This is a genomic window from Paenarthrobacter sp. AR 02 (genome assembly GCF_021538675.1).
Classification (GTDB): domain Bacteria; phylum Actinomycetota; class Actinomycetes; order Actinomycetales; family Micrococcaceae; genus Arthrobacter.
Window position 1 is genome coordinate 181,952 of record NZ_JAJUKH010000005.1, and the last position, 23,608, is coordinate 205,559.

Annotated in this window: 23 protein-coding genes and 1 riboswitch; of the genes, 21 read left to right on the forward strand and 2 right to left on the reverse strand. The window is 63.6% G+C overall.

All coding sequences use genetic code 11. From position 1 onward, the window contains the following. Positions 1–10 precede the first annotated feature (10 nt). The 10 genes from rpe to hisF all read left to right on the forward strand — a co-directional run bounded on the left by rpe (position 11) and on the right by hisF (position 7,469). On the forward strand, positions 11–682 hold the full coding sequence (gene rpe, locus LRQ04_RS12785; protein WP_235520526.1) for a ribulose-phosphate 3-epimerase: 672 nt from the start codon (positions 11–13) through the stop codon (positions 680–682). Between the two features lie 76 nt (positions 683–758). Further along, a riboswitch (FMN riboswitch) is annotated at positions 759–913 on the forward strand. A gap of 90 nt (positions 914–1,003) precedes the next feature. Continuing rightward, complete coding sequence (pnuC, locus tag LRQ04_RS12790; protein ID WP_235520527.1) at positions 1,004–1,696, forward strand: nicotinamide riboside transporter PnuC; 693 nt, start codon at positions 1,004–1,006, stop codon at positions 1,694–1,696. Continuing rightward, entirely contained in the window at positions 1,693–2,808 is a 1,116-nt protein-coding gene (gene ribD, locus LRQ04_RS12795; RefSeq protein WP_235520528.1) for a bifunctional diaminohydroxyphosphoribosylaminopyrimidine deaminase/5-amino-6-(5-phosphoribosylamino)uracil reductase RibD, read from the forward strand. The genes pnuC and ribD overlap by 4 nt, the downstream gene beginning before the upstream one ends. Beyond that, on the forward strand, positions 2,808–3,437 hold the full coding sequence (locus tag LRQ04_RS12800) for a riboflavin synthase (protein ID WP_235520529.1): 630 nt from the start codon (positions 2,808–2,810) through the stop codon (positions 3,435–3,437). The genes ribD and LRQ04_RS12800 overlap by 1 nt, the downstream gene beginning before the upstream one ends. After that, positions 3,434–4,129: a 3,4-dihydroxy-2-butanone-4-phosphate synthase gene (gene ribB, locus LRQ04_RS12805; RefSeq protein ID WP_235520530.1), complete on the forward strand. Its 696-nt coding sequence runs from the start codon at positions 3,434–3,436 to the stop codon at positions 4,127–4,129. The genes LRQ04_RS12800 and ribB overlap by 4 nt, the downstream gene beginning before the upstream one ends. Beyond that, positions 4,126–4,830, forward strand: a complete 705-nt coding sequence (gene ribA / locus LRQ04_RS12810; protein WP_211714119.1) for a GTP cyclohydrolase II — start codon at positions 4,126–4,128, stop codon at positions 4,828–4,830. The genes ribB and ribA overlap by 4 nt, the downstream gene beginning before the upstream one ends. 18 nt (positions 4,831–4,848) lie before the next feature. Then, positions 4,849–5,334, forward strand: a complete 486-nt coding sequence (gene ribH / locus LRQ04_RS12815) for a 6,7-dimethyl-8-ribityllumazine synthase (RefSeq protein WP_211714120.1) — start codon at positions 4,849–4,851, stop codon at positions 5,332–5,334. A 104-nt stretch (positions 5,335–5,438) separates the two neighbouring features. Continuing rightward, positions 5,439–5,702, forward strand: a complete 264-nt coding sequence (locus tag LRQ04_RS12820) for a phosphoribosyl-ATP diphosphatase (RefSeq protein WP_018778638.1) — start codon at positions 5,439–5,441, stop codon at positions 5,700–5,702. 84 nt (positions 5,703–5,786) lie between these two features. Next, positions 5,787–6,647: an ATP phosphoribosyltransferase gene (gene hisG / locus LRQ04_RS12825; RefSeq protein WP_235520531.1), complete on the forward strand. Its 861-nt coding sequence runs from the start codon at positions 5,787–5,789 to the stop codon at positions 6,645–6,647. 45 nt (positions 6,648–6,692) lie between these two features. Further along, positions 6,693–7,469 (forward strand): imidazole glycerol phosphate synthase subunit HisF, encoded by a 777-nt coding sequence (hisF, locus tag LRQ04_RS12830; RefSeq protein WP_235520532.1) that lies wholly within the window; start codon positions 6,693–6,695, stop codon positions 7,467–7,469. An 80-nt stretch (positions 7,470–7,549) separates the two neighbouring features. Here hisF and LRQ04_RS12835 read toward each other — a convergent pair whose 3' ends face one another. Continuing rightward, positions 7,550–8,194 carry a TIGR03085 family metal-binding protein gene (locus tag LRQ04_RS12835; RefSeq protein ID WP_235520533.1) on the reverse strand — a complete coding sequence of 215 codons (645 nt, stop codon included), beginning with the start codon at positions 8,192–8,194 and terminating at the stop codon, positions 7,550–7,552. Between the two features lie 89 nt (positions 8,195–8,283). Here LRQ04_RS12835 and hisI point away from each other — a divergent pair, with 89 nt between their 5' ends. From hisI to pyk, 11 genes are all read left to right on the forward strand, one after another. Next, entirely contained in the window at positions 8,284–8,700 is a 417-nt protein-coding gene (hisI, locus tag LRQ04_RS12840) for a phosphoribosyl-AMP cyclohydrolase (protein WP_235520534.1), read from the forward strand. Between the two features lie 58 nt (positions 8,701–8,758). After that, positions 8,759–10,342, forward strand: coding sequence for an anthranilate synthase component I (locus tag LRQ04_RS12845; protein ID WP_235520535.1), 1,584 nt, complete (start codon positions 8,759–8,761; stop codon positions 10,340–10,342). Then, entirely contained in the window at positions 10,339–10,923 is a 585-nt protein-coding gene (locus LRQ04_RS12850; protein WP_235520536.1) for a Trp biosynthesis-associated membrane protein, read from the forward strand. Before LRQ04_RS12845 ends, LRQ04_RS12850 begins: the two co-directional genes overlap by 4 nt. Before the next feature lie 82 nt (positions 10,924–11,005). Beyond that, on the forward strand, positions 11,006–11,278 hold the full coding sequence (locus tag LRQ04_RS12855; protein ID WP_211714126.1) for an HGxxPAAW family protein: 273 nt from the start codon (positions 11,006–11,008) through the stop codon (positions 11,276–11,278). Between the two features lie 2 nt (positions 11,279–11,280). Beyond that, a complete protein-coding gene (trpC, locus tag LRQ04_RS12860; RefSeq protein ID WP_235520537.1) occupies positions 11,281–12,099 on the forward strand; it encodes an indole-3-glycerol phosphate synthase TrpC in 819 nt (272 codons plus the stop codon). A 114-nt stretch (positions 12,100–12,213) separates the two neighbouring features. Beyond that, on the forward strand, positions 12,214–13,590 hold the full coding sequence (gene trpB / locus LRQ04_RS12865) for a tryptophan synthase subunit beta (protein WP_235520538.1): 1,377 nt from the start codon (positions 12,214–12,216) through the stop codon (positions 13,588–13,590). Beyond that, complete coding sequence (gene trpA / locus LRQ04_RS12870) at positions 13,590–14,402, forward strand: tryptophan synthase subunit alpha (RefSeq protein ID WP_235520539.1); 813 nt, start codon at positions 13,590–13,592, stop codon at positions 14,400–14,402. The genes trpB and trpA overlap by 1 nt, the downstream gene beginning before the upstream one ends. A 21-nt stretch (positions 14,403–14,423) precedes the next feature. After that, entirely contained in the window at positions 14,424–15,578 is a 1,155-nt protein-coding gene (gene lgt / locus LRQ04_RS12875; protein ID WP_235520540.1) for a prolipoprotein diacylglyceryl transferase, read from the forward strand. 259 nt (positions 15,579–15,837) lie between these two features. Then, entirely contained in the window at positions 15,838–20,451 is a 4,614-nt protein-coding gene (gene gltB, locus LRQ04_RS12880; RefSeq protein WP_235520541.1) for a glutamate synthase large subunit, read from the forward strand. After that, on the forward strand, positions 20,444–21,901 hold the full coding sequence (locus tag LRQ04_RS12885) for a glutamate synthase subunit beta (protein WP_235520542.1): 1,458 nt from the start codon (positions 20,444–20,446) through the stop codon (positions 21,899–21,901). Before gltB ends, LRQ04_RS12885 begins: the two co-directional genes overlap by 8 nt. A gap of 55 nt (positions 21,902–21,956) precedes the next feature. Then, on the forward strand, positions 21,957–23,450 hold the full coding sequence (gene pyk, locus LRQ04_RS12890) for a pyruvate kinase (protein ID WP_235520543.1): 1,494 nt from the start codon (positions 21,957–21,959) through the stop codon (positions 23,448–23,450). A 68-nt stretch (positions 23,451–23,518) separates the two neighbouring features. Here the strand turns inward: pyk and LRQ04_RS12895 are convergent. Further along, a partial coding sequence (locus LRQ04_RS12895) for an IS3 family transposase (RefSeq protein WP_235520549.1) occupies positions 23,519–23,608 on the reverse strand: 90 nt, incomplete at its 5' end.

Sequence of the window (23,608 nt, forward strand, 5' to 3'; positions counted from 1 at the left end):
AGGGCCTGCCTTGTCCCAGTGCTGTATCAACCCGAGCATCCTGTCCGCGGACTTCGTCAACCTTGAGTCGGAGCTGAAGCGCATCAGCAACGCCGACGCCGTTCATGTCGACGTCATGGACAACCATTTCGTGCCCAACCTGACTCTGGGTTTGCCCGTGGTTGAGAGGATCCAGGCAGTCAGCCCGGTTCCGCTGGATGCCCACCTCATGATCTCCGACGCCGACCGCTGGGCCCCTGCCTACGCTGATGCAGGCGTCGCCTCAGTGACTTTCCACGCAGAAGCGGCGATGGCACCGGTCAAGCTGGCGCGCGAGCTGCGCGCCCGTGGGGCGAAGGCGGGGATGGCGTTGCGCCCGGCCACCCCGGTGGAGCCTTATCTGGACATGCTCAGTGAGCTGGACATGCTGTTGATCATGACCGTGGAGCCGGGATTTGGGGGTCAGTCGTTCCTCGACATCACGTTGCCCAAGATCCGGCGCGCCCGGGCGGCGATTGAGGGATCGGGCATTGGCGTGGCCATCCAGGTGGATGGCGGAATCACCGAAGAGACCATCGTCCGCGCGGCTGAAGCCGGCGCGAACGTCTTCGTGGCGGGATCCGCCGTCTACGGACACCAGGATCCGGCGGAAGCAATCGACCGTCTCCGGGCTGCCGGCCAGGCCGCTGTACAGAACATCTGACACCTGTCACGGATGTTACGAAGATGGCTGGGAATAGCCTGGGCTTCTTTGTAGTTGTGGCAGAATAACAACACACATACGTGCTCCGGGGTCGGTGTAAGTCCGAACCGGCGGTTATAGTCCGCGACCCGTAAGCCGTCAGGGCCCAGATTGTTGGGCCTTGGAGGCGAACGGTTGAATCGGTGAAATTCCGATACCGACAGTTAAAGTCTGGATGGGAGAAGCACGTACAGTCATGCCTTGGGCGTTCCATCAGTGAACGCCCGGCGTTGCGCTGTCGTACACCCCCGGAGTCATCGCGGCTTACTGGGAAGGAACGGCATGGACTTACTGCGATGGCTCTTCGAAGCTCAGATCCCCGTTGGAGGATCTGCTCTTGTCTTACGCGAAGTGCTTGGAAACATCTTTGGGCTGCTCAGCGCCCTCGGCGGAATGCGCCGGAAAGTCTGGGCCTGGCCAATCGGCATTATCGGCAACCTTCTTTTGCTGACGGTCTTCCTGGGCAATGTCTTTGGTGCCGCTGCGCCTGCGACTTTGTGGGGACAGGCGGGGCGTCAAATCATGTTCATTGCTGTGGCCATCTACGGCTGGCAGCGGTGGAGGCAGGGTCGGCAGTCCAGCAGCATGGGGCGTGCCGTAGTTCCCGGGTGGGCCAGCAACAAGGTCCGTCTCTCTCTGGTGGCCGCGATGATCGCCGGAACCGCGGCCCTGACGCCGCTGTTCGACTCCCTGGGTTCCTACCCGCCGGTGTGGGCCGACGCGTGGACCTTCATGGGCTCGCTGCTGGCTACCTACGGCATGGCGAAGGGGTGGACCGAATTCTGGCTCATATGGGTGGCCGTGGACATCGTGGGCGTACCGCTCCTGTTTAGTGCCGGTTACTACGCCAGCGCGGTCATGTACCTTTTCTATGGATTCTTCACCCTTACCGGATTCTTCGTGTGGTGGCGTGCTGAGAAGCGCGAACGGACACTCCTTCAACCCGGGGCTGCCCGGGTGGGAGCGGCCCGATGAACCACCTGGACATGCTCAAAAACGCCGCCGGGCAGCAGGCCATGGAAGCCGCACTGGCCGCCGCGCTTCGCGGCCCAAGGGGAGCGAATCCACTGGTGGGTGCAGTGATCCTCAGCCCGGAAGGCGAGCACCTGGCTACCGGCTACCATCGTGGCGCCGGGACGGCACATGCCGAAGCCGACGCCATCTCCGAAGCCCGCCGGCAGGGCATCGACACGGCCGGGACCACCATGGTGGTGACCCTCGAGCCGTGCAACCACGAAGGCCGCACCGGCCCCTGCGCGCAGGCCATCATCGCCGCCGGAATCGCCAAGGTGATTTACGCCGTCGACGATCCCCACGACCCCGCCGCGGGCGGCGCCCGGACGTTGCGCGCCGCCGGAGTTGAGGTCCACTCAGGTCTGGCGGCCGAGCAGGCGCGGGACCTGAACCGGGAATGGTTCGACGCCGTTGCCGCCAAGCGTCCCTTCGTCACGTTGCATATTGCGCAGACCCTGGACAGCCGGATCGCCGCCGTCGACGGCACAAGCCAATGGATCTCCAGCCCGGAATCACTGGCAGACAACCACGGCCTCCGTGAGTTGATTGACGCGATTCTGGTGGGCACCGGAACGGTGCTGATTGATAACCCGCGGCTTACGGCACGCACACCGGACGGGGAGTTGTCGCAGCACCAGCCTTTGCGGGCAGTCATGGGACTGAGGGAAGTTCCCGAGGACGCCGCCGTACGGGGAAGCGACGGACGATTCGTGCACCTGCCCACCAGGGATCCAGCCGAGGCCCTTGGCCGACTCTTCGCTGAAGGCGCCCGGCACGTGATGGTGGAGGGCGGCTCGAGCATCCTCAGCACCTTCCTGGCCGCCGGCCTGGTGGATGAACTGATCATCTACCTGGCGCCAACACTGCTGGGTTCCGGAACGGCCGCGCTGAATGACCTGGGGATCACTACCTTGGCCGACGCCCAGCAGTGGTCGTGGGACGACGCCGGCGGCGGAGCTGTCCGAACCCTGGGCAATGATCTTCGCCTTCACCTGCGGCCCACCCGGGCCGTCACCACCAAGAATTCCGTTCCGCGCCGGGAAGCTGCGGAATATGTCACAGGAGGACACTGATGTTTACGGGAATCGTTGCCGAACAAGGCACTGTGCTGGGCATTGAACACGAAGGCGATGCCAGCGCGACCCTTCGCTTGAAGGCACCCACCACCACCGACGGCCTCGCCTTGGGCGGTTCCATTGCCGTCAACGGGGTGTGCCTGACTGCCACCCGGATCGACGGCCAGGATTTCAGTGTCGACGTCATGGGCGAGACCCTCGTCCGCACCACCATTGGTGAGCTGGCGCCGGGGGACACCGTCAACCTGGAGCGCTGCGTTCCTGCCGGTGGCCGCCTCGACGGCCATGTGGTGCAAGGCCATGTGGATGGGGTGGGCGAGCTCGTCGAACGTGAAGCACTGGGCAACTGGGACCGCCTCCGCTTCGGCGTACCCGCCCCGCTGGCACGGTACATCGCCGAGAAGGGGTCGATCGCCGTCGACGGTGTTTCGCTGACGGTGACCGCCGTCAGCGCGGCGGCAGAGACCGCGCCATGGTTCGAGGTGGGACTCATCCCCACCACGTTGGAGGAGACCGGACTGGGGGCCAAGCCCGTGGGTGGCCGCGTCAACCTGGAAGTGGACGTGCTCGCCAAGTACACCGAACGCCTGCTGTCCTTTGCGCCCCAGCAGGGGAGTGCGCGATGAGCGTCCCCACGCACTCCGAAACCCCGGCGAACCGTCGTACCGGCCTCGATCCGGTGGAGGCCGCTGTCGCTGCCATGGCCGCAGGCAAGGCGGTCATTGTGGTGGACAACGAAGACCGCGAGAACGAGGGCGACATCATCTTCGCTGCCCAACACGCCACGCCAGCGCTGATGGGCTGGACCATCAGGTATTCGTCGGGCGTCATTTGCGTCCCCTTGGAAGGCGAACGGGCTGATGCCTTGATCCTGCCGCCCATGGTGGAAATCAACGAAGACGCCAAAGGCACCGCCTACACCGTTTCGTGTGACGCCGCCATCGGTGTCAGCACGGGCATTTCGGCGACCGACCGCGCCCTTACCGCCAGGATCCTGGCTGACCCGGGCAGTTCCCCGGCCTCCATCACCCGGCCCGGGCATATTTTCCCGCTGCGGGCCGTTAAGGGAGGAGTGCGTGAACGTCCGGGACATACGGAAGCTGCCGTGGACTTATGTCGTCTCGCCGGGCTTGCCCCGGTGGGTGTGATCGCAGAGTTGGTACATGACGACGGTGAAATGATGCGCTTGGACAGCTTGCGCGACTTCGCCTCCGAACATGGATGCCCCCTCATCTCCATTGAGGACCTGGTGTCATATGTTGGGAAGGCAGAGTCCGGCACGGCACATCATTCACAGGCAGACGAGGAGAAGCGATGACCGCATCGACAACACGCAGCAGCGACCACACGGACCCCGTTCCGCCTTCTGTAAGCGGCGGGCCAATCGTGCAGCTGCCTACGGCTTTCGGCGAGTTCATCGCCCAGGCCTGGACCGATCATGAGACGGGTCATGAACACCTGGCCGTGAGCTCACCGAACCCGCCCAAGGGCGGCAAGGCACCGCTGGTGCGCCTTCATTCCGAGTGCCTCACCGGAGACGTGTTCGGATCCTACCGTTGCGACTGCGGTGAGCAACTCGCCTTCGCTTTGGAGCTCATCCACGCCGAGGGTGGAACCCTGCTGTACCTGCGCGGGCAGGAAGGCCGTGGGATTGGGCTGGCCAACAAGATCAAGGCCTATGCCCTTCAGGAAGCCGGTTTCGATACCGTCGAGGCCAACGAGCAGCTCGGCCTCCCGGTGGATGCACGCTCCTACAGTGCGGCAGGCCAGATCCTGGCCGAGATGGGCCTGCACGAGGTCCGCTTGCTGAGCAACAACCCCGACAAGCAAAACCGCCTTGCCCAGGCCGGAGTGTCAGTTGTGGAGATGGTTCCCACCGAGGTTCCATCCCGCGAACAGAACCTGCGGTACCTGCAGACCAAGAAAGACCGGATGGACCACCTGCTGGCCCTTGATGTAGAGCCCGTCAGCAACGGCAAAACCCCGGCAGCACGCCCCATTGACAAGAACCACGACTGAACGGATCCACGGAACACCATGAGCGGACACGGCGCGCCCACTATCGACCTCACCACCCTCAACCCCGAGGAAACCTCGCAGCTCAGGCTCGCCATTGTCGCGGCCAGCTGGCACACCCAGATCATGGACGGCCTGGTGGACGGTGCCCTCCGCGCCGCCAAGGAAGCCGGCATCGCAGAGCCCACCCTGGTGCGCGTCCCGGGCAGTTTCGAGCTTCCCGTCGCAGCGGCCAGGCTCGCTCCGCACTTTGACGCTGTAGTGGCGCTTGGCGTGGTCATCCGCGGCGGAACCCCGCACTTCGACTACGTCTGCCAGGCAGCGACGTCGGGACTCACCGACGTCAGCGTCCGCACCGGCGTGCCTGTGGGCTTTGGCGTCCTCACCTGTGACACCGAGCAGCAGGGCCTGGACCGCGCCGGCCTGCCGGGTTCGCAGGAGGACAAGGGACACGAGGCAGTAACTGCTGCCCTCGCAACGGCAGTGACGCTGAAGCAGTACAGCTAGAACCGCCGGCTGAAGGGGATGTGGGTGTGTCTTCACTCACATCCCCTTCGTCATGCAACGCCCCAACAAGCGGCGGCCGCCTCAGAGCAAGTAGTCTGGAGGGCGTGAAGAATTTCGAGACGCTGTTCGCAGAACTGAGTGAGAAAGCAGCGACCCGCCCGGCAGGTTCGCGCACGGTTGCCGAACTGGACTCCGGAATCCACGGAATCGGCAAGAAAGTGGTCGAAGAGGCCGCCGAAGTGTGGATGGCCGCGGAGTACGAATCGGACGAAGCCGCCGCTGAGGAAATCTCCCAGTTGCTGTACCACCTGCAGGTCCTCATGCTCGCCAAGGGCCTCAGCCTGGAAGACGTTTACAAGCATCTCTAGCCACGCCACTCCGCGACCCAGTCGCGGAGTCAGCTGCGTGGCCGATGTGCCTGAAACCTCCATTCCAAAAAGAAAGTCTCCCCAATGCTCCGTGTAGCAGTCCCCAACAAGGGATCCCTGTCCGAAGCCGCCTCGGCCATGCTGTCCGAGGCCGGTTACCGCCAGCGCCGCGACTCCCGCGAACTGGTCATGGTGGACCCCGACAACGACATCGAGTTCTTCTTCCTCCGTCCCCGCGACATTGCTGTTTACGTCGGTCAGGGAACCTTGGACGTTGGCATCACCGGCCGGGACCTCCTGCTCGACGCCAAGGTCGAAGCCGAAGAATTGCTTCCCCTGGGCTTTGCGCCGTCCACTTTCCGGTTCGCCGGCCCCGTCGGTGACTTCACCGGCGTCGAACAGCTTGAAGGCAAACGCCTGGCCACCAGCTACGACGGCCTCTTGCGTGACTACCTTGCCGAGCGCGGCGTAAACGCCACGGTTGTCCGCCTCGATGGTGCCGTGGAATCGTCGGTGCGCCTCGGCGTCGCTGACGCCATTGCGGACGTCGTTGAAACGGGAAACACCCTCAAAGCTGCCGGCATGGAGATCTTCGGGGACCCTATCCTGAAGTCCGAAGCCGTCCTGATCCGCCGATCCGGTTCAGGTGGTGCCGCCAACGGGACCGCCAAGGAAATCGACATCCTCATCCGCCGCCTGCAGGGTGTCCTCGTGGCACGCCAGTACGTGCTGATGGACTACGACATCCGCAAGGACCTGGTGGAAGACGCTGCCGCGCTGACCCCGGGGCTTGAATCGCCCACGGTATCGCCGTTGCGTGACTCCGAGTGGGTTGCGGTGCGGTCCATGGTTCCCAAGAAGGAAACCAACCGCATCATGGACGAGCTCTACGACCTCGGGGCCCGAGCCATCCTGGTCAGCAGCATCCACGCCTGCCGGATCTGATCACCGCATTCATCGAGCAGACCCAGCAGAATTGAGGAGCAGCACATGGCTGTAGCCGTACGCGTCATTCCCTGCCTGGACGTCGACGCCGGTCGCGTCGTGAAGGGCGTCAACTTCGAAGGCCTCCGGGATGCCGGTGATCCCGTGGAACTGGCACACCGCTATGACAATGGCGGGGCAGACGAACTCACGTTCCTCGACGTCACGGCCTCATCGGGCAACCGCGAGACCACCTTCGACGTCGTTCGTCGGACCGCCGAGGAAGTCTTCATTCCCCTCACCGTGGGCGGCGGCGTCCGTGGCGTTGCGGAGGTGGACAAGCTCCTGCGCTTTGGTGCGGATAAAGCCTCCATCAACACCGCTGCCGTTGCGCGGCCCGACGTCATCGATGAGATCACCCGACACTTCGGTTCGCAGGTCCTGGTGCTCTCCGTGGACGCCCGCCGGACCCGGGAAGGCGACGTCCCGACGTCGTCCGGTTTTGAAGTCACCACCCACGGTGGCCGCACGGGGACCGGCATCGACGCGATTGCCTGGGCAAAGGAAGCGGCCGACCGGGGCGTCGGGGAGATCCTGCTCAACTCCATCGATGCTGACGGCACCAAGGACGGATTCGATCTCGAACTGATCCGCTTGGTCCGCTCAGCGGTGAACATTCCGATCATCGCTTCCGGCGGCGCGGGAAAACCTGCACACTTCCCGCCTGCGGTGGAAGCAGGCGCGGACGCTGTCCTGGCGGCTTCGGTCTTCCACTTTGGCCCGGACGACATGATTGCCCAGGTGAAAGCCGCCATCCGCGAGGCCGGTTTCGAGGTCCGCTAGCTTCTCCAGACACGAACGCGGGGTCACTTCCGGCCCATGATCCCCTTGAGGATGGGCCGGAAGTGACCCCGCGTTGTTGCTTAAAGGCCGATGTCCGCTGACTGCAAAAGCGCGACGGCGTCCGGCTGGCCCTCGTAGGTGACCAGGGCCTGGCTGGTGCGTCCGTGGGCGTGCATGAGGAGTTCGCCGGGGTCGCCAACAATGGCAACGGAAACAGGCGCGCGCTTGGCCACGTGTCGGGGTCCGGTGGGCCGGACCAGGACGATTCCAAGGTCCACGCCGCGATAAAGGAAGGCGGCGCGTTTGATCAGCTCATCCCAAAGCGCGTCAGAGTAGGCTTCGTCGAGTGCGCGGGGAGCCCAGCGGTCACCGGCGCGGCGGATGTCCTCAGTGTGGACGAAGTATTCGATGAGGTTTGACGTCTCATCCAGCGCCTTGATCCTCAAAGGGGAGAGGGCCGGCGGACCCGCCCGAAACGTCTTCACAAGTTCCGCGTACGCGTCGGAGTCCTTCAGCTTGGCGGCCAAAGTGGAGGTCGCCTTCTCGGAGGCCTTGCCAAGACTGGGGATCAACAGCCCCAGTCCTACGGCGATCTTCCGCTCGCGCAGATACAAATGCGCAGCGAGATCCCGTGTCTGCCACCCTTCGCAGAGCGTGGGGGAGTCAGGGCCGGCCGCAAGCAGGGTCTCGGCCAGTACTTCTCGGGAAGGATCGACGAAATGCATCACTTGTGAAACTAGCACGATCAGGGCTCTCTTGCGCAGTGGAACCGCCGCAGAATCCGGGTCCCGCCAAAGGCACTAGACTTGATCTGATGTCAGAGCAGTCCGCCCCCAGCCCCTCTCCCGCCGCGGAGCTTTCCAGCGACCCCACGCGCCCCTTGCCCCAGGAGATAGCAAGCGCCCTCAAACGCGATTCCGCTGGCCTGGTAGCCGCCATCATTCAGCAGTACGACACCCACGAGGTCCTCATGCTCGGTTGGATGGATGACGAAGCGCTGCACCGCACCATGACCTCCGGACGCGTCACCTTCTACTCCCGTTCCCGGCAGGAGTACTGGCGCAAGGGCGACACTTCCGGACACGTTCAGTTCGTGAAGTCAGTCGCCCTTGACTGCGACGGCGATGCCCTCCTGATCCGCGTGGACCAGATCGGCGCAGCCTGCCACACCGGTACCCGGACGTGCTTCGACGGCCGCGACTTCAGCGTCGTTACGGGCCACCGCGACTAAGGCACCCACCACTTTCCACTGACGCACCACCTCAGACCAAAAGGCGGAGAAAATAGCCATGCAGGACCTTGGAATCATCAGCCCGGGCCTGGAAGAGTTCCGCGAACTCGCCGTCCACAGCCGTGTCATACCCGTCCGACTCAAAGTCCTGGCCGACGCCGAGACCCCCATTGGTTTGTACCGGAAGCTTGCCAAGGGGCAGCCCGGAACATTCCTGCTGGAATCGGCAGCAGTAGGCGGGGCATGGTCCCGTTACTCCTTCATTGGGTCCAAATCCCGGGCCACGCTGACCACCAAGGATAGCCAGGCCCACTGGATCGGCGAACCACCCGTCGGCGTGCCGGTCACCGGTAACCCGGTTGAAGCCGTCCGGGACACCATCGCTGCGCTCCAGACGGACCGTTTTGACGGCTTGCCTCCCTTCACGTCCGGCCTGGTTGGTTTTCTGGGCTGGGAGGCCGTGCGCCACTGGGAGCGGCTGACGTCCCCGCCGGAGGACGACCTGCAGCTGCCTGAGATGGCACTGAACCTCGTTACCGACATGGCAGTCCACGACAACGTGGACGGAACAGTCCTCCTGATCGCCAACGCCATCAACTTTGACGACAGCTCCGAGCGCGTGGACGACGCCTGGCACGACGCCGTAGCGCGGGTGAAGGGGCTGCTTGACCAGATCAGCACTCCGGTGGCCCAGCCCGTCTCCGTGCTGGAAAAAGCAGCCCTGGACTTCGGCTTGAGCGTGCAGGAACGCTGGGACGAAGCCAAGTACCTTGAAGCGATTGATCGCGGCAAGGAAGCGATCGTTGACGGTGAAGTTTTCCAGGTGGTGATCTCGCGGCGCTTCGAAATGGAGTGCGCGGCCGACCCCCTGGACGTCTACCGGGTCCTGCGCAATACCAATCCAAGCCCGTACATGTACCTCTTCAGCCTTGAGGATGCCGACGGCCGCGAGTACTCGATTGTGGGTTCTTCGCCCGAGGCCCTGGTGACGGTAACCGGTGAGGAAGTCATCACCCACCCGATCGCCGGCTCACGCCCCCGTGGCAAGACAGTTGAGGCCGACAAGGCCCTGGCTGCTGAACTGTTGGCCGACGAGAAAGAACGCTCCGAGCACCTGATGCTGGTTGACCTTTCGCGGAACGACCTCTCGAAGGTATGCGTCGCAGGCACCGTGGACGTCACGCAATTCATGGAAGTGGAGCGGTTCAGCCACATCATGCACCTGGTGTCCACGGTGGTGGGCGAGCTCGCCCCGCATGCAAAGGCCTACGACGTCCTCAAAGCCACGTTCCCGGCCGGCACGCTCTCCGGTGCGCCCAAGCCGCGAGCGTTGCGCCTGCTGGACGAGCTCGAACCACACCGGCGGGGCATCTACGGTGGCGTTGTAGGCTACCTGGACTTTGCCGGGGACATGGACATGGCCATCGCCATCCGTTCCGCCCTGCTGCGCGAAGGACGCGCCTATGTGCAGGCAGGCGGCGGGATTGTGGCGGATTCGCACAAACCCTCAGAAGCGCTGGAAACAGTGAACAAGGCAGCAGCACCCCTGCGGGCCGTCCACACAGCCGGCTCGCTGCACAACATCTCCGGTGACTCGGTGCCCGACACTGACAAGGTCGACGGCGGGACAACCGCACCATGAGCACGGCGACGACACCCCGTTGGGCCCGAAAGGCAACCCTGGTCCTGGCCATGACGGTGCTCGCCCTCCTGGTCTTTGGGGCCACCACCCAGACCTGGGTCGAGGTCCAGCTGGACCCTAACGGAGCATCCAACAGCAACCTCCACGTCCAAGGAAACAAAGCTGCTACTGCCGTGACGGCATTGGCCCTGGTGGCCCTGGCGGGCGGCTTGGCTGCTTCCATCGCCGGGAAGATCGCGCGACTGGTCATTGCCGCCATCATCGGGCTGTCCGCAGTGGGCATCATCCTGGCCGCCATTACGGTGGCGGTGGATCCGCTCGGCGCGGCACAGGGTTCCATCGCTGCAGCAACAGGCGTCTCCGGCGGGCAGGCCAGTGTCACCACCACGGCATTCCCCATCCTGGCTGTCGTGGCGGGCGCGCTCCTGGCGGTCTGCGCTGTAGTGCTGCCCGTTGCCGGGCGCCACTGGAAGTCGCGGACCAAGTACGACACCCGTACCGGAGGTCAGCAAGGCGGTAACGGGCCGGTGGACGAGATCGACAGCTGGGACAGCCTCTCGCGGGGTGAAGATCCCACGTAGCGCGTCATGGCGTCGGACAATGTCCCGGCCGCCGTCAATAAATGGCAGAATGTAAGCAGTATTCATCCTGAGGAGATTTCACATGAGCAAAACCACAGTGTCCGCACACCAAGCTGAATCCAAGATGGCGAGCCACGCTGACGCCATCGGCCACGGTAATAGCCCGGCTGCCTGGACCTGCGTGATTGTGATGCTCGTTGGCGCCCTGATTTCCTCCATCGCTTTCGTGATTGCCAGCACCCCGATCTTCGTCGGCGGCCTGGTCGTCATGGTCATTGGCCTCATCGTGGGCCTGGTAATGCGCCGCGCGGGCTATGGAGTTGGTGGCAGCAAGCTGCAGAACAACGGCCACTAACCGTGACCGTTCTTGATGACATCATTGTTGGCGTCAAGGAGGACATGGACGGCCGTCGCCGTCACGTATCCCTTGTGGAGCTGAAGGAACGTGCTGCCGACGCAGCTCCGGCACGTGACGCGTGGGCCGCCCTCGGCGGTACCTCATCTGTTCGCAACGACCTCAAAGTCATCGCTGAAATCAAGCGCCGCAGCCCTTCAAAAGGTGATCTTGCGCCCATCGCGGATCCTGCGTCCCTCGCGGTCCAGTATGCCGACGGCGGAGCTTCCGTTATCAGCGTCCTGACCGAACAGCGCCGCTTCGGCGGTTCGCTGGCCGACCTCGATTCCGTGCGTGCCGCCGTCGGAACACCCTTGCTGCGCAAGGACTTTACCGTTGACGAGTACCAGATTTGGGAAGCCCGTGCCCACGGCGCCGACCTCATCCTGCTCATCGTTGCAGCTCTGTCCGACTCCGAACTCGCAGAGTTCAGCGCGTTGAGCCACGAACTTGGCATGAACGTGCTGGTGGAAACGCACACCGAGGAAGAAATTGAGCGTGCTGTTGCGGCACAGGCCAGGATTATTGGCATCAACGTCCGCAACCTCAAGACGCTCGACGTCGACCGCTCGGTTTTCGGATCGCTGGCCGGTTTGATTCCGGCTGAGTCCGTCATTGTCGCCGAGTCAGGTGTCAGGGGCGCCGATGACGTATCGCACTACGCAGCGGGTGGCGCCAACGCCATCCTGGTGGGGGAGGCGCTGGTCAGCGACTCCACGCCGCGCGAACGCATTGCTGAATTCAAGGCAGCGGGAGCTGCCGCCATCGCCGTCAGGAACTGAGGCAGTTACTGAATCACGGCGAACAGTCATAGGGCAGCCCGGGCATGTGCCTGCGGCTGCCTTGTGGCAAGTAGAACTACCCAATGAACTAACTGGAACAGGACGGTGAGACTGATGGTCGACGCGCCAACAGCCGGCTCAGAAGAGAATGTGGCTGACGCATTCCTGCAAGGTGGCCCTTCGCTGCGCAACGCATCGGGGCCCTACTTTGGCAGCTACGGCGGACGCTGGATGCCCGAGTCTCTCATCGCCGCCCTCGACGAAGTCCAGGATACCTTTGAGAAGGCCAAGGCTGATCCCGACTTCATCGCGGAGCTGAAGGACCTCAACAAGAACTACTCCGGCCGACCGTCGCTGCTGACCGAAGCCAAGCGCTTCTCCGAGCATGCAGGCGGCGCGCGGATCTTCCTGAAGCGCGAGGACCTCAACCACACGGGCTCCCACAAGATCAACAACGTCCTGGGCCAGGCCCTGCTTGCCAAGCGCATGGGCAAGACCCGCGTCATCGCAGAGACGGGTGCCGGACAGCACGGCGTTGCCAGCGCCACGGCCGCGGCCCTGTTGGGACTTGAATGCGTTGTGTACATGGGGGCTGAGGACTGCCGCCGCCAGGCGCTCAATGTGGCCCGCATGCAGTTGCTCGGTGCCACTGTGGTGCCCGTGACCAACGGATCCCAGACGCTGAAGGACGCCATCAACGACGCCCTCCGCGACTGGGTTTCGAACGTGGAACACACCCACTACTTGCTGGGTACCGCTGCAGGTGCGCACCCGTTCCCTGCCATGGTCCGCTACTTCCATGAAGTCATCGGTGAAGAGGCCCGCAGCCAGATCCTTGAGCAGACCGGCAAGCTGCCGGACGCCATTGCTGCCTGTATCGGCGGCGGCTCCAACGCGATCGGCTTGTTCCACGCTTTCCTGGATGACTCATCCGTGAAGATCTATGGCTTTGAAGCAGGCGGAGAAGGTGTCGAAACCGGCCGTCACGCGGCTGCCATCTCCTTGGGACGTCCCGGCGTGCTGCACGGCGCCCGGTCCTACCTCATGCAGGACGAGGACGGCCAGACCATCGAGTCCCACTCCATCTCGGCGGGCCTGGACTACCCCAGCGTGGGTCCGGAGCACTCTTACCTTGCTGACATCGGGCGCGTTACCTACGAAGCCATCACCGACACCGAAGCCATGGACGCGTTCAGCCTTCTGTGCCGGACCGAAGGCATTATCCCTGCCATTGAGTCCTCGCATGCCTTGGCTGGCGCCATCAAGATTGGCCACCGGCTCACCGAGGGCAAGGACAACCCGTCTGAGGTGACCGTGATCGTCAACCTTTCCGGCCGTGGTGACAAGGACGTGGAGACTGCCGCTGCCTGGTTCAACATGTTGGACGAGGAAGGGCACGTCAAGGGCACCACCCTGTCCACACGTAAGCCAAAGGGGCCCAGCGAACGCGCCGCCGAAGCTGATGCGGACGGAAACGAGGACCAGAAGTAATGACTGAACAATTCGCCAGCAAATCGGCTGAAGCCATTGACCGCGCCAAAGCTGAGGGCCGTGCGGCCTTGGTAGGCTACCTCCCGGCGGGTTACCCGACAGTGCAGGAAAGCATCGAGGCCGGCATCGCCCTGGCACGCAACGGCGCCGACCTGATCGAAATCGGCATCCCTTACTCTGATCCCGTGATGGACGGCCCGGTCATCCAGGCCGCCACGACCGAGGCGATTTCCAACGGATTCCGTGTTGCCAACGTCTTCGACGTCGTGGCCGGTATTACCGCTGCCACCGATGCGGCCGTCCTGGTGATGACGTACTGGAACCCCGTCATGCGCATGGGCGTAGATGAATTCTCGCGTCGCCTGGCGGAAGCCGGGGGAGCGGGGCTTATCACGCCGGACCTCGTCCCGGACGAGGCCCATGAGTGGTTTGAAGCCTCCGACAAGTACGGCCTCGACCGGGTGTTCCTTGTGGCACCTTCATCCACGCCCGAACGCCTGGACATGACTGTCAAGGCAAGCCGCGGCTTCGTCTACGCTGTCTCGATCATGGGTGTCACCGGAACGCGCACCTCGGTCAGCAGCAGTGCCGAGGACGTGGTGGCCCGGGCCCACGCGGCCGGAGCCGAGCGGGTCTGCGTTGGTCTCGGAGTCTCCAACCCGGACCACGTACGCGAGATCGCCGCCTACGCGGACGGTGTGATCGTCGGTACCGCGTTGGTGGCGGCACTGCGCGACGGCGGGGTTGACGCCGTCGGGCAACTTACCAAGAACCTCAGCGCCGGTCTGGGCCGCGCGGCTGCAGAAGCCTAGGAAAAGGAAACAGCGAACCGAATGCAGACCGTCCTCCACGCAGCGGCAATGGTCCCCCTGAGTATCCCGAGCCCTTCGTGGTCGGGTTTCGACATTCCGCTGCCGTGGGGGACGCTGCGTATCCACGCGTACGCCCTGTGCATCCTTGCGGGCATCATCGTTGGCCTCTGGCTGACGTCGGCGCGCTGGAAGCGGCGGGGTGCTCCGGAGGGAAGCCTGTGGGATATTGCCATCTGGGCGATTCCCTTCGGTATCATCGGTGGCCGCCTCTACCATGTGTTCTCGTCGCCGGATGCGTACTTCGGCCCTGGTTTTGACGGCACTGGCGACCTTTCCTTGATTCCGCAGATCCAACGGGGCGGTTTGGGGATCTGGGGTGCCGTGATTCTCGGTGTTGTGGGTGCCTGGATCGGCTGCCGTCGCACCGGGGTGAAACTCACGGCCTTCCTGGACGCTGCAGCTCCCGGTCTACTCCTGGCCCAGGCCATCGGCCGCCTGGGCAACTGGTTCAACCAGGAGCTCTTCGGGGCCCCGACCACGCTCCCGTGGGGTCTCCAGATTGATCCCGCAAACGCCAACTTCCCGGCCGGCATGCCTGCGGACACCCTGTTCCACCCAACATTCCTCTACGAACTGCTGTGGAACCTCGCCGGCGTCGGCATTCTGCTGCTCCTCGACAAGAAGTTCCAGTTCCGCTGGGGCCGCCTGTTCTGGCTTTACGCCGTCTACTACACCCTCGGCCGGGTGTGGATCGAAGCCCTCCGGATTGACGATGCCGAACAGATCACCCTCTTCGGTATTACTACCAGGCTCAATGTCTGGACCAGTATTTTTGTCTTCATCGCAGCGCTGCTGATCTTCGTCGCCCTCGGACGTCTGGGTCGTCCGGTGCCGGACTCGCCGTACTTGAAGGGCCGGGAGCCGGAAAAAAGCGTCGAAAAGGAACCGGCTACGGTGACGAGCGTCACCAGTCATGATGTGGACGCATCTGTCTCAGATACTGGTTCGCGTGATAATCTCCGTGATAACCAAAGCGATCCGGGCCACGTTGACGAGCCGCAGGATGCTGCAGGGCACGCCGCCAAGGACACTACGTCCGCCGCGGATGCGACACCTGCCGCAACTGCCGTAAGGAAGGCCCCCGGATCCTCGCCGAAGGCAGACGACACCAAGTAGTCGCCGTCGGTACAGGGGCAACAGAGTCACCGCTCGTAGGGCCCAGTCCACAGCGTCGTGGCACCCCGGAAACCGGACCGCAGCATACCGATGTTCGCTGGTCAAGCCGGGGCCAGTGGTCTGCGTAACTGTTCGTTGCGCTGGATCGGCTGGCCTACAATTCCAAGTACTAGCGCTTTGTTATGCCCGTCACAGGGTAGGCAAGGTGGGGCCAACGTTGTCCCTTCCATACGCACGATCTCGAGGAAGGACGTCTCCCATGACCCATCTTCATAACCCCGGTTGGTCCGAAAATATCGAACCTCAGGGTGCCATGTCTCCGTTCAAGCGCTTTGCTGCGCTCCCGGAGGCCCAGGGTCTTTACAACCCTGACAAGGAGAAGGATGCCTGCGGCCTGGCAATTATTGCCACGCTCCGCGGGGAACCGGGATACGACATCGTGGAAGCGGCACTGACCGCCCTCCGCAATCTCGAACACCGCGGCGCTGTTGGCGCCGATGAAGGCACCGGAGACGGCGCCGGACTGCTCATGCAGGTCCCGGACGAGTTCTTCCGTGCAGTTGCAGAATTCGAGCTGCCCGCCCCCGGCCAATACGTGGTGGGTACAGCTTTCCTCCCCGCTGAATCACGCGAAGCCGACAACGCTAAGGCCGGAATCGAAGCACTTGCCGCTGACGAGGGCCTGACGGTTCTCGGCTGGCGCGAGGTTCCCGTGGTCGCCGACCTCGTCGGTGCCATGGCTCGTGCGTGCATGCCGTACTTCTCACAACCGTTCTTCGCCTCTGCCAACGGTGAACAGCTCGATCACAATGAGCTGGACTCCCGTGCCTGGCGTATCCGTAAGCGGGCGCAGAACAAGTTCGGCGTCTACTTCCCCTCGCTGTCCTCGCGCACCATCGTTTACAAGGGCATGCTCACCACCGCGCAACTTGAGCCGTTCTACCCGGACCTTTCGGACAAGCGCTTCAAGACCAAGCTTGCGATCGTGCACTCGCGCTTCTCCACCAACACGTTCCCTTCGTGGCCTTTGGCGCAGCCGTTCCGCACCATCGCCCACAATGGCGAAATCAACACGGTCAAGGGCAACCGCAACTGGATGCGTGCCCGCCAGTCACAGCTGGCCAGCCCCCTGTTGGGCTCCGTGCCTGAAGAGCTGTACCCGATCTGTACCCCGGGCGCCTCGGACTCGGCCTCCTTCGACGAGGTGGCTGAGCTCCTTTGGCTTTCCGGCCGCCCCATCACGCACTCGATCATGATGATGATCCCGGAGGCCTGGGAGAACCACGCCACCATGGATCCGGCCCGCCGTGCTTTCTACGAGTACCACTCCCTGCTCATGGAGCCGTGGGACGGTCCGGCAGCCGTGTCGTTCACCGACGGTAGCCTGGTCGGCGCCACCCTTGACCGCAACGGGCTGCGCCCGGGACGTTACTGGATCACCGAAGATGGCTTGGTCATCTTCGCTTCCGAGGTTGGCGTGATCGAGGTTGAGCCTTCCAACGTGGTCAAGAAGGGCCGCGTTGCTCCCGGCAAGATGTTCCTGGTGGACACCGAGGCCGGCCGCATCATCGACGACGCCGAGGTCAAGGCGGAAGTTGCTGCGGCCAATCCGTGGGCCGAGTGGCTCAAGGACAACTTGATCGACATCAACGAGCTCCCCGAGCGCGAGCACGTGCTCCACACTGCAGCGTCGGTGAACATCCGCCAGCGCACTTTCGGCTACACCACCGAAGAGCTCAAGATCCTGCTTGGTCCGATGGCCCGCACTGGTGCCGAGCCGCTTGGCGCCATGGGTTCGGACACGCCCGTCGCCGTGCTCTCCAAGCGACCGCGGCTGTTGTTCGACTACTTTGTGCAGTCGTTCGCCCAGGTCACCAACCCGCCCCTGGACGCCATCCGCGAGGAACTGGTCACCTCACTGAAGTGTGCCATCGGCCCGAACGGCAACCTGTTGGATGGCAAGCAGGTCCGCCAGCCGCAGATTTCGCTGCCGTTCCCGGTGATCAATAACGATCAGCTCGCCAAGATCGCCAACATTGAAACGCCCGACGGCGACCGCATCGCCATGAAGGTCCGCGGCCTGTACCGCCCCGAGGGCGGGGAAGCGGCCCTGCGTGCCCGCCTGACCGAAATCTGCGAGCAGGTTTCCGGTGCGATCAACCGCGGCGTGCAGTACGTCGTGCTGTCCGACCGTGACTCGAACGCCCAGTGGGCGCCGATTCCGTCGCTGCTCCTTGTCAGCGCTGTCCACCACCACCTGCTTCGCAGCGCCAACCGCACCAAGACCGCCCTGGTGGTCGAGGCCGGCGACGTCCGCGAGACGCACCACGTGGCTGTGCTGATCGGCTACGGTGCGTCGGCCGTGAACCCGTATCTGGCCATGGAATCGGTGGAACAGCTGATCTCCAACGGCGACGTCGTTGGCGTCACGCCCGAGGATGGTGTCTACAACCTCATCAAGGGCCTCGGCAAGGGTGTCCTGAAGATCATGTCCAAGATGGGCATCTCCACGGTGGCTTCCTACACGGGCGCACAAACCTTTGAGGCCCTGGGCCTGTCCCAGGAACTGGTGGATGAGTTCTTCTCCGGCACGCACTCCCAGCTCGGTGGTGTTGGCCTGGACGTTATCGCCGCCGAAGTTTCGGCACGCCACCAGATGGCGTACCCGGAGGGCGGCATCGAACACCCGCACCAGCCGCTGCTTGGCGGCGGCGAATACCAGTGGCGCCGCGACGGCGAACCGCACCTGTTCAACCCCGAGACGGTGTTCCGCCTCCAGCACGCTACCCGCGAACGCCGCTACGACATCTTCAAGTCCTACACCAAGGGCATCGACGACCAGTCCGAGAACCTGATGACCCTGCGTGGTCTCCTCAAGTTCAAGGACGGTGTTCGCCCGGCTGTGCCGCTCGAGGAAGTCGAACCGGTCTCCAGCATCGTCAAGCGTTTCTCCACCGGGGCCATGAGCTACGGCTCAATCTCCAAGGAAGCGCACGAGACCCTGGCCATCGCCATGAACCGTCTGGGCGGTAAGTCCAACACGGGTGAAGGCGGCGAGGACGTTGACCGCCTGCTGGATCCGGAGCGCCGCTCTGCCATCAAGCAGATCGCTTCGGGCCGCTTCGGCGTGACCAGCCTCTACCTGACCAACGCCGAGGACATCCAAATCAAGATGGCCCAGGGCGCCAAGCCCGGCGAAGGTGGCCAGTTGATGGCGCAGAAGGTCTACCCCTGGGTAGCCCGGACCCGTCACTCCACTCCCGGCGTGGGGCTCATTTCCCCGCCCCCGCACCACGACATCTACTCGATCGAAGACCTCGCGCAGCTCATCTACGATGCCAAGCGCGCGAATCCCTCGGCACGGGTGCACGTCAAGCTTGTTTCGGAAGTCGGGATCGGCACTGTGGCGTCCGGCGTCACCAAGGCGAAGGCCGACGTCGTGCTTGTTTCAGGTCACGACGGCGGTACCGGCGCTTCGCCGCTGAACTCGCTCAAGCACGCGGGTGTGCCGTGGGAACTCGGCCTGGCCGAGACCCAGCAGACCCTCATGCTCAACGGTCTCCGTGATCGCGTAGTGGTCCAGGTCGATGGCCAGCTCAAGACCGGGCGTGACGTCGTCATTGCTGCCCTTCTGGGTGGCGAGGAGTACGGCTTCGCAACCGCACCGCTGGTGGTTTCGGGCTGCATCATGATGCGCGTTTGCCACCTGGATACCTGCCCGGTGGGCGTTGCCACGCAGAACCCCGAGCTTCGCTCCAGGTTCAACGGCAAGCCCGAGTTCGTAGTCAACTTCTTCGAGTTCCTCGCAGAAGAAGTCCGCGAAATCCTCGCCGAGCTTGGTTTCCGCAGCCTTGAAGAGGCAATCGGCCACGCCGAGGTACTGGACACCCGTGAAGCGATCAACCACTGGAAGGCCGAAGGGCTGGACCTGGATCCGATCCTGCACGGCCTTGAGTTCGACGACGACGTGCCGCTGCGCAACATGACCGGCCAGAACCATGAGCTGGACAAGCACTTCGACCAGCGCCTGATCACCATGGCCCAGGAAGCGCTCAGCGACCGCATGCCCGTCAAGATCACCTTGGACGTCATCAACACGGACCGTTCCGTGGGTACGATGCTCGGCCACGTAGTGACCAAGACCTTCGGCGTCGATGTGCTGGCAACCGACACGATCGACATCACGCTCAACGGCACCGCGGGCCAGTCCCTCGGCGCATTCCTGCCTGCCGGAATCACGCTGCGCATGTTCGGCGATTCCAATGACTACGTTGGCAAGGGCCTTTCGGGTGGACGCATCATCGTCCGTCCGGACCGCACCAACGTGTTCCAGGCTGAGCGCAACGTCATTGCCGGCAACGTCATCGGCTACGGTGCCACCAGCGGCGAGATGTTCCTGCGCGGCCAGGTGGGCGAACGCTTCCTGGTCCGCAACTCCGGTGCGACCGCCGTCGTCGAGGGAATTGGCGACCACGGTTGCGAGTACATGACCGGTGGCCAGACGCTGATCATCGGCCGCACCGGCCGTAACTTCGGTGCCGGCATGTCCGGTGGTACCGCCTACGTGCTGGACCTCCAGCCCGAGCGCGTCAACAAGCTGGCCCTCGACACCGGCGAACTCCAACTCCTGGAGCTCGACGCCGAGGACCGCGACATTGTCCACGGCTTGCTCACCAAGCACGTCGAGGAAACCGAATCCGTCCTGGCCGGCCGTCTGCTCGAGAACTTCGACGACACCGCCGCCCGCATCACCAAAGTACTGCCGCGCGACTACGCCGCAGTCCTGCAGACCCGTCTCGACGCCATTGAAGAGGGCCTTGACCCCGATGGCGAAGAAGTATGGTCCCGAATCCTGGAGGTAACCGGTGGCTGATCCACGCGGATTTCTGAAAGTCCGGCAGCGCGAGACGCAGCCACGCCGTCCCGTTCCCGTCCGCATCATGGACTGGAAAGAAGTGTACGAGGCCCAGGAAAAGGGTGTCCTGAAGAGCCAGGCCGGCCGTTGCATGGATTGCGGCGTTCCGTTCTGCCACCAGGGCTGCCCTTTGGGTAACCTCATTCCGGAGTGGAACGACCTCGTGTGGCGTGACAAGGGTGAAGAAGCGATTGAGCGCCTCCACGCCACGAACAACTTCCCGGAGTTCACCGGCCGCCTGTGTCCGGCGCCCTGCGAGGCCTCGTGCGTGCTGGGGATCAACCAGCCCGCCGTCACCATCAAGCAGGTTGAGGTTTCGATCATCGACCAGGCCTTCGAGAACGACTGGGTCCAGCCCCTTCCGCCGACGCGCCTCACGGGCAAGACGGTGGCCGTGGTTGGCTCGGGTCCGGCCGGCCTGGCAGTCGCACAGCAGCTGACCCGCGTGGGCCACACGGTTGCCGTCTATGAGCGCGATGACAAAATCGGTGGCCTGCTCCGCTACGGCATCCCCGACTTCAAGATGGAGAAGGAACAGGTTGACCGCCGCCTGGAGCAGATGAAGGCAGAGGGAACCCGGTTCCGTACTGGAGTCGCAGTTGGCACCGACGTCACCTGGGAGCAGCTGCGCCGCCGTTACGACGCGGTAGTTGTTGCAACCGGCGCGACCGTTCCGCGTGATCTTCCCATCCCCGGCCGTGACCTTGACGGCGTGCACTTCGCCATGGACTACCTGGTTCCGTCGAACCGGGCCGTCGCAGGGGAGACCCCCGAGAACCACATTGACGCACGCGGCAAGCACGTGGTGATCCTCGGTGGTGGCGACACTGGTGCCGACTGCATCGGTACCGCCCACCGCCACCAGGCAGCGTCGGTGACCACGCTCGCGATCGGCAAGCAGCCGCCGGCGGAGCGTGCCAGCCACCAGCCTTGGCCAACATTCCCCACCCTGTTCGAGGTCGCCAGCGCCCACGAAGAAGGCGGCGAACGTACTTACCTTGCATCCACCGTTGAATTTGTCGGTGAAAACGGCAAACTCACCGGCGTCAAGGTTGCTGAAACCGAGTTCGTGGACGGCAAACGCCTGCCCAAGGCCGGTACTGAGCGGGTTATTCCTGCTGATCTTGTGTTCTTGAGCCTTGGCTTTACCGGTGCTGAGCCGGCAGGGATCACAGAACAGGTCAGCGCAGAGTTCGACGGTCGGGGCAACGTTGCCCGCGACGGCTACTACATGACGAACACCGAGGGTGTGTTCGTCGCCGGCGATGCCGGACGTGGCCAGTCACTGATTGTGTGGGCCATTGCGGAAGGCCGTGCATGCGCGGCCGCAGTGGACAAGTTCCTGATGGGAAGCACCATTCTCCCGGCACCGGTCGCCCCCACCGACCGGGCGATAGCGGTCTTATAGCGCCGGCAGGAACGTTTCTTTTACTCAATCAGCATGAACTACTTAGGGTAGGTATATGAGACGCGCGAAAATTGTGGCAACTTTCGGCCCGGCTATCTCCAGCTTCGACAACACCCTCGCGGTGCTGGAGGCCGGCGTCGACGTTGCCCGTATGAACATGAGCCACGGCGACTACTCCGTCCACGACAACACCTACGAGAACGTCCGCAAGGCCGCGGCCCAGCTGGGCAAGCCTGTGGCCATCATGGCCGACCTCCAGGGACCCAAGATCCGTCTGGGTCGCTTTGTTGACGGCCCCCACGAACTGGCTGTCGGCGACACGTTCACCATCACCACCGAAGACGTCCCGGGAACCAAGGACATCTGCTCCACCACGCTCAAGAGCCTTACCGAAGACGTCAACGTCGGCGACGCCCTGCTGATCGACGACGGCAAGGTAGCAATGCGCGCCGTTGAGGTGGACGACGTCAAGGTCGTCGCCGTTGTCACCGTCGGTGGCAAGGTGTCCAACAACAAGGGCATCAACCTGCCTGGTGTTGCAGTCAACGTCCCCGCGCTGAGCGAAAAGGACGAGGACGACCTCCGTTGGGCCCTCAAGCGGGGCGCGGACCTGATCGCACTCTCGTTCGTGCGCGATGCTTCCGACATCACCCGCGTCCACGAGATCATGGACGAAGAAGGCCGCCGCGTGCCGGTGATCGCCAAGATCGAAAAGCCGCAGGCCGTGGACCAGCTCCACGAAATCATCGACGCCTTCGACGCCATCATGGTTGCCCGTGGCGACCTCGGCGTCGAGCTGCCGCTCGAAGAGGTGCCGATCGTCCAGAAGCGCGCCATTGAACTGGCACGCCGTTGGGCCAAGCCGGTCATCGTGGCCACCCAGGTTCTGGAATCCATGATCGACAACCCGCGCCCGACGCGCGCCGAGGCTTCCGACTGCGCCAACGCAGTGCTCGACGGCGCCGACGCAGTCATGCTCTCCGGCGAGACCTCCGTGGGCCAGTACCCGATCGAAACCGTCAAGACGATGGCTCGGATCATCGAATCGACCGAAGTTCACGGCCTCGAGCGCGTCCCCCCGCTGGGCACCAAGCCCAAGACCCGCGGTGGCGCCATCACCCGTGCCGCCGTCGAAATCGCCGACCAACTGGACGCAAAGTACATCTGTACTTTCACCCAGTCCGGTGACTCGGCACGCCGCCTCTCGCGCCTGCGCCCGGTCAAGCCGGTCTTCGCTTTCACCCCGGTTGAGCACGTCTGGAACCAGCTCGCCCTCACGTGGGGCATCCAGCCGGTGCTGGTCCCGTCGGTGGGCCACACCGACGAAATGACCGCACAGGTAGACAAGAGCCTGCTGGAAATGGACCTGGTGGACGAAGGCGACCTGGTTGTGATCGCCGCCGGTTCCCCTCCCGGACAGGCCGGTTCCACCAACTCCCTGAAGGTCCACAAGGTAGGCGACCTTGCCGACACCTCCAAGACCGACGACGGTGCCCGCAAGGAGCCCGTTGGCCCATGGCCTGAAAAGAAGTCCAAGACCAAGGCATAGCCCTTAGTCGTGAAAGCGGGCCCCACCTCTTTGAAGTGGTCCCCGAAAGTTGGACCGCTAAATAGATGCTAGGCCGCGAGGGTCTGAGCACGGTATTCCACCGGGCTCAGGCCCTTTAGCTTTGTTGAGATTCTTTTGGTGTTGTACCAGTGGATGTA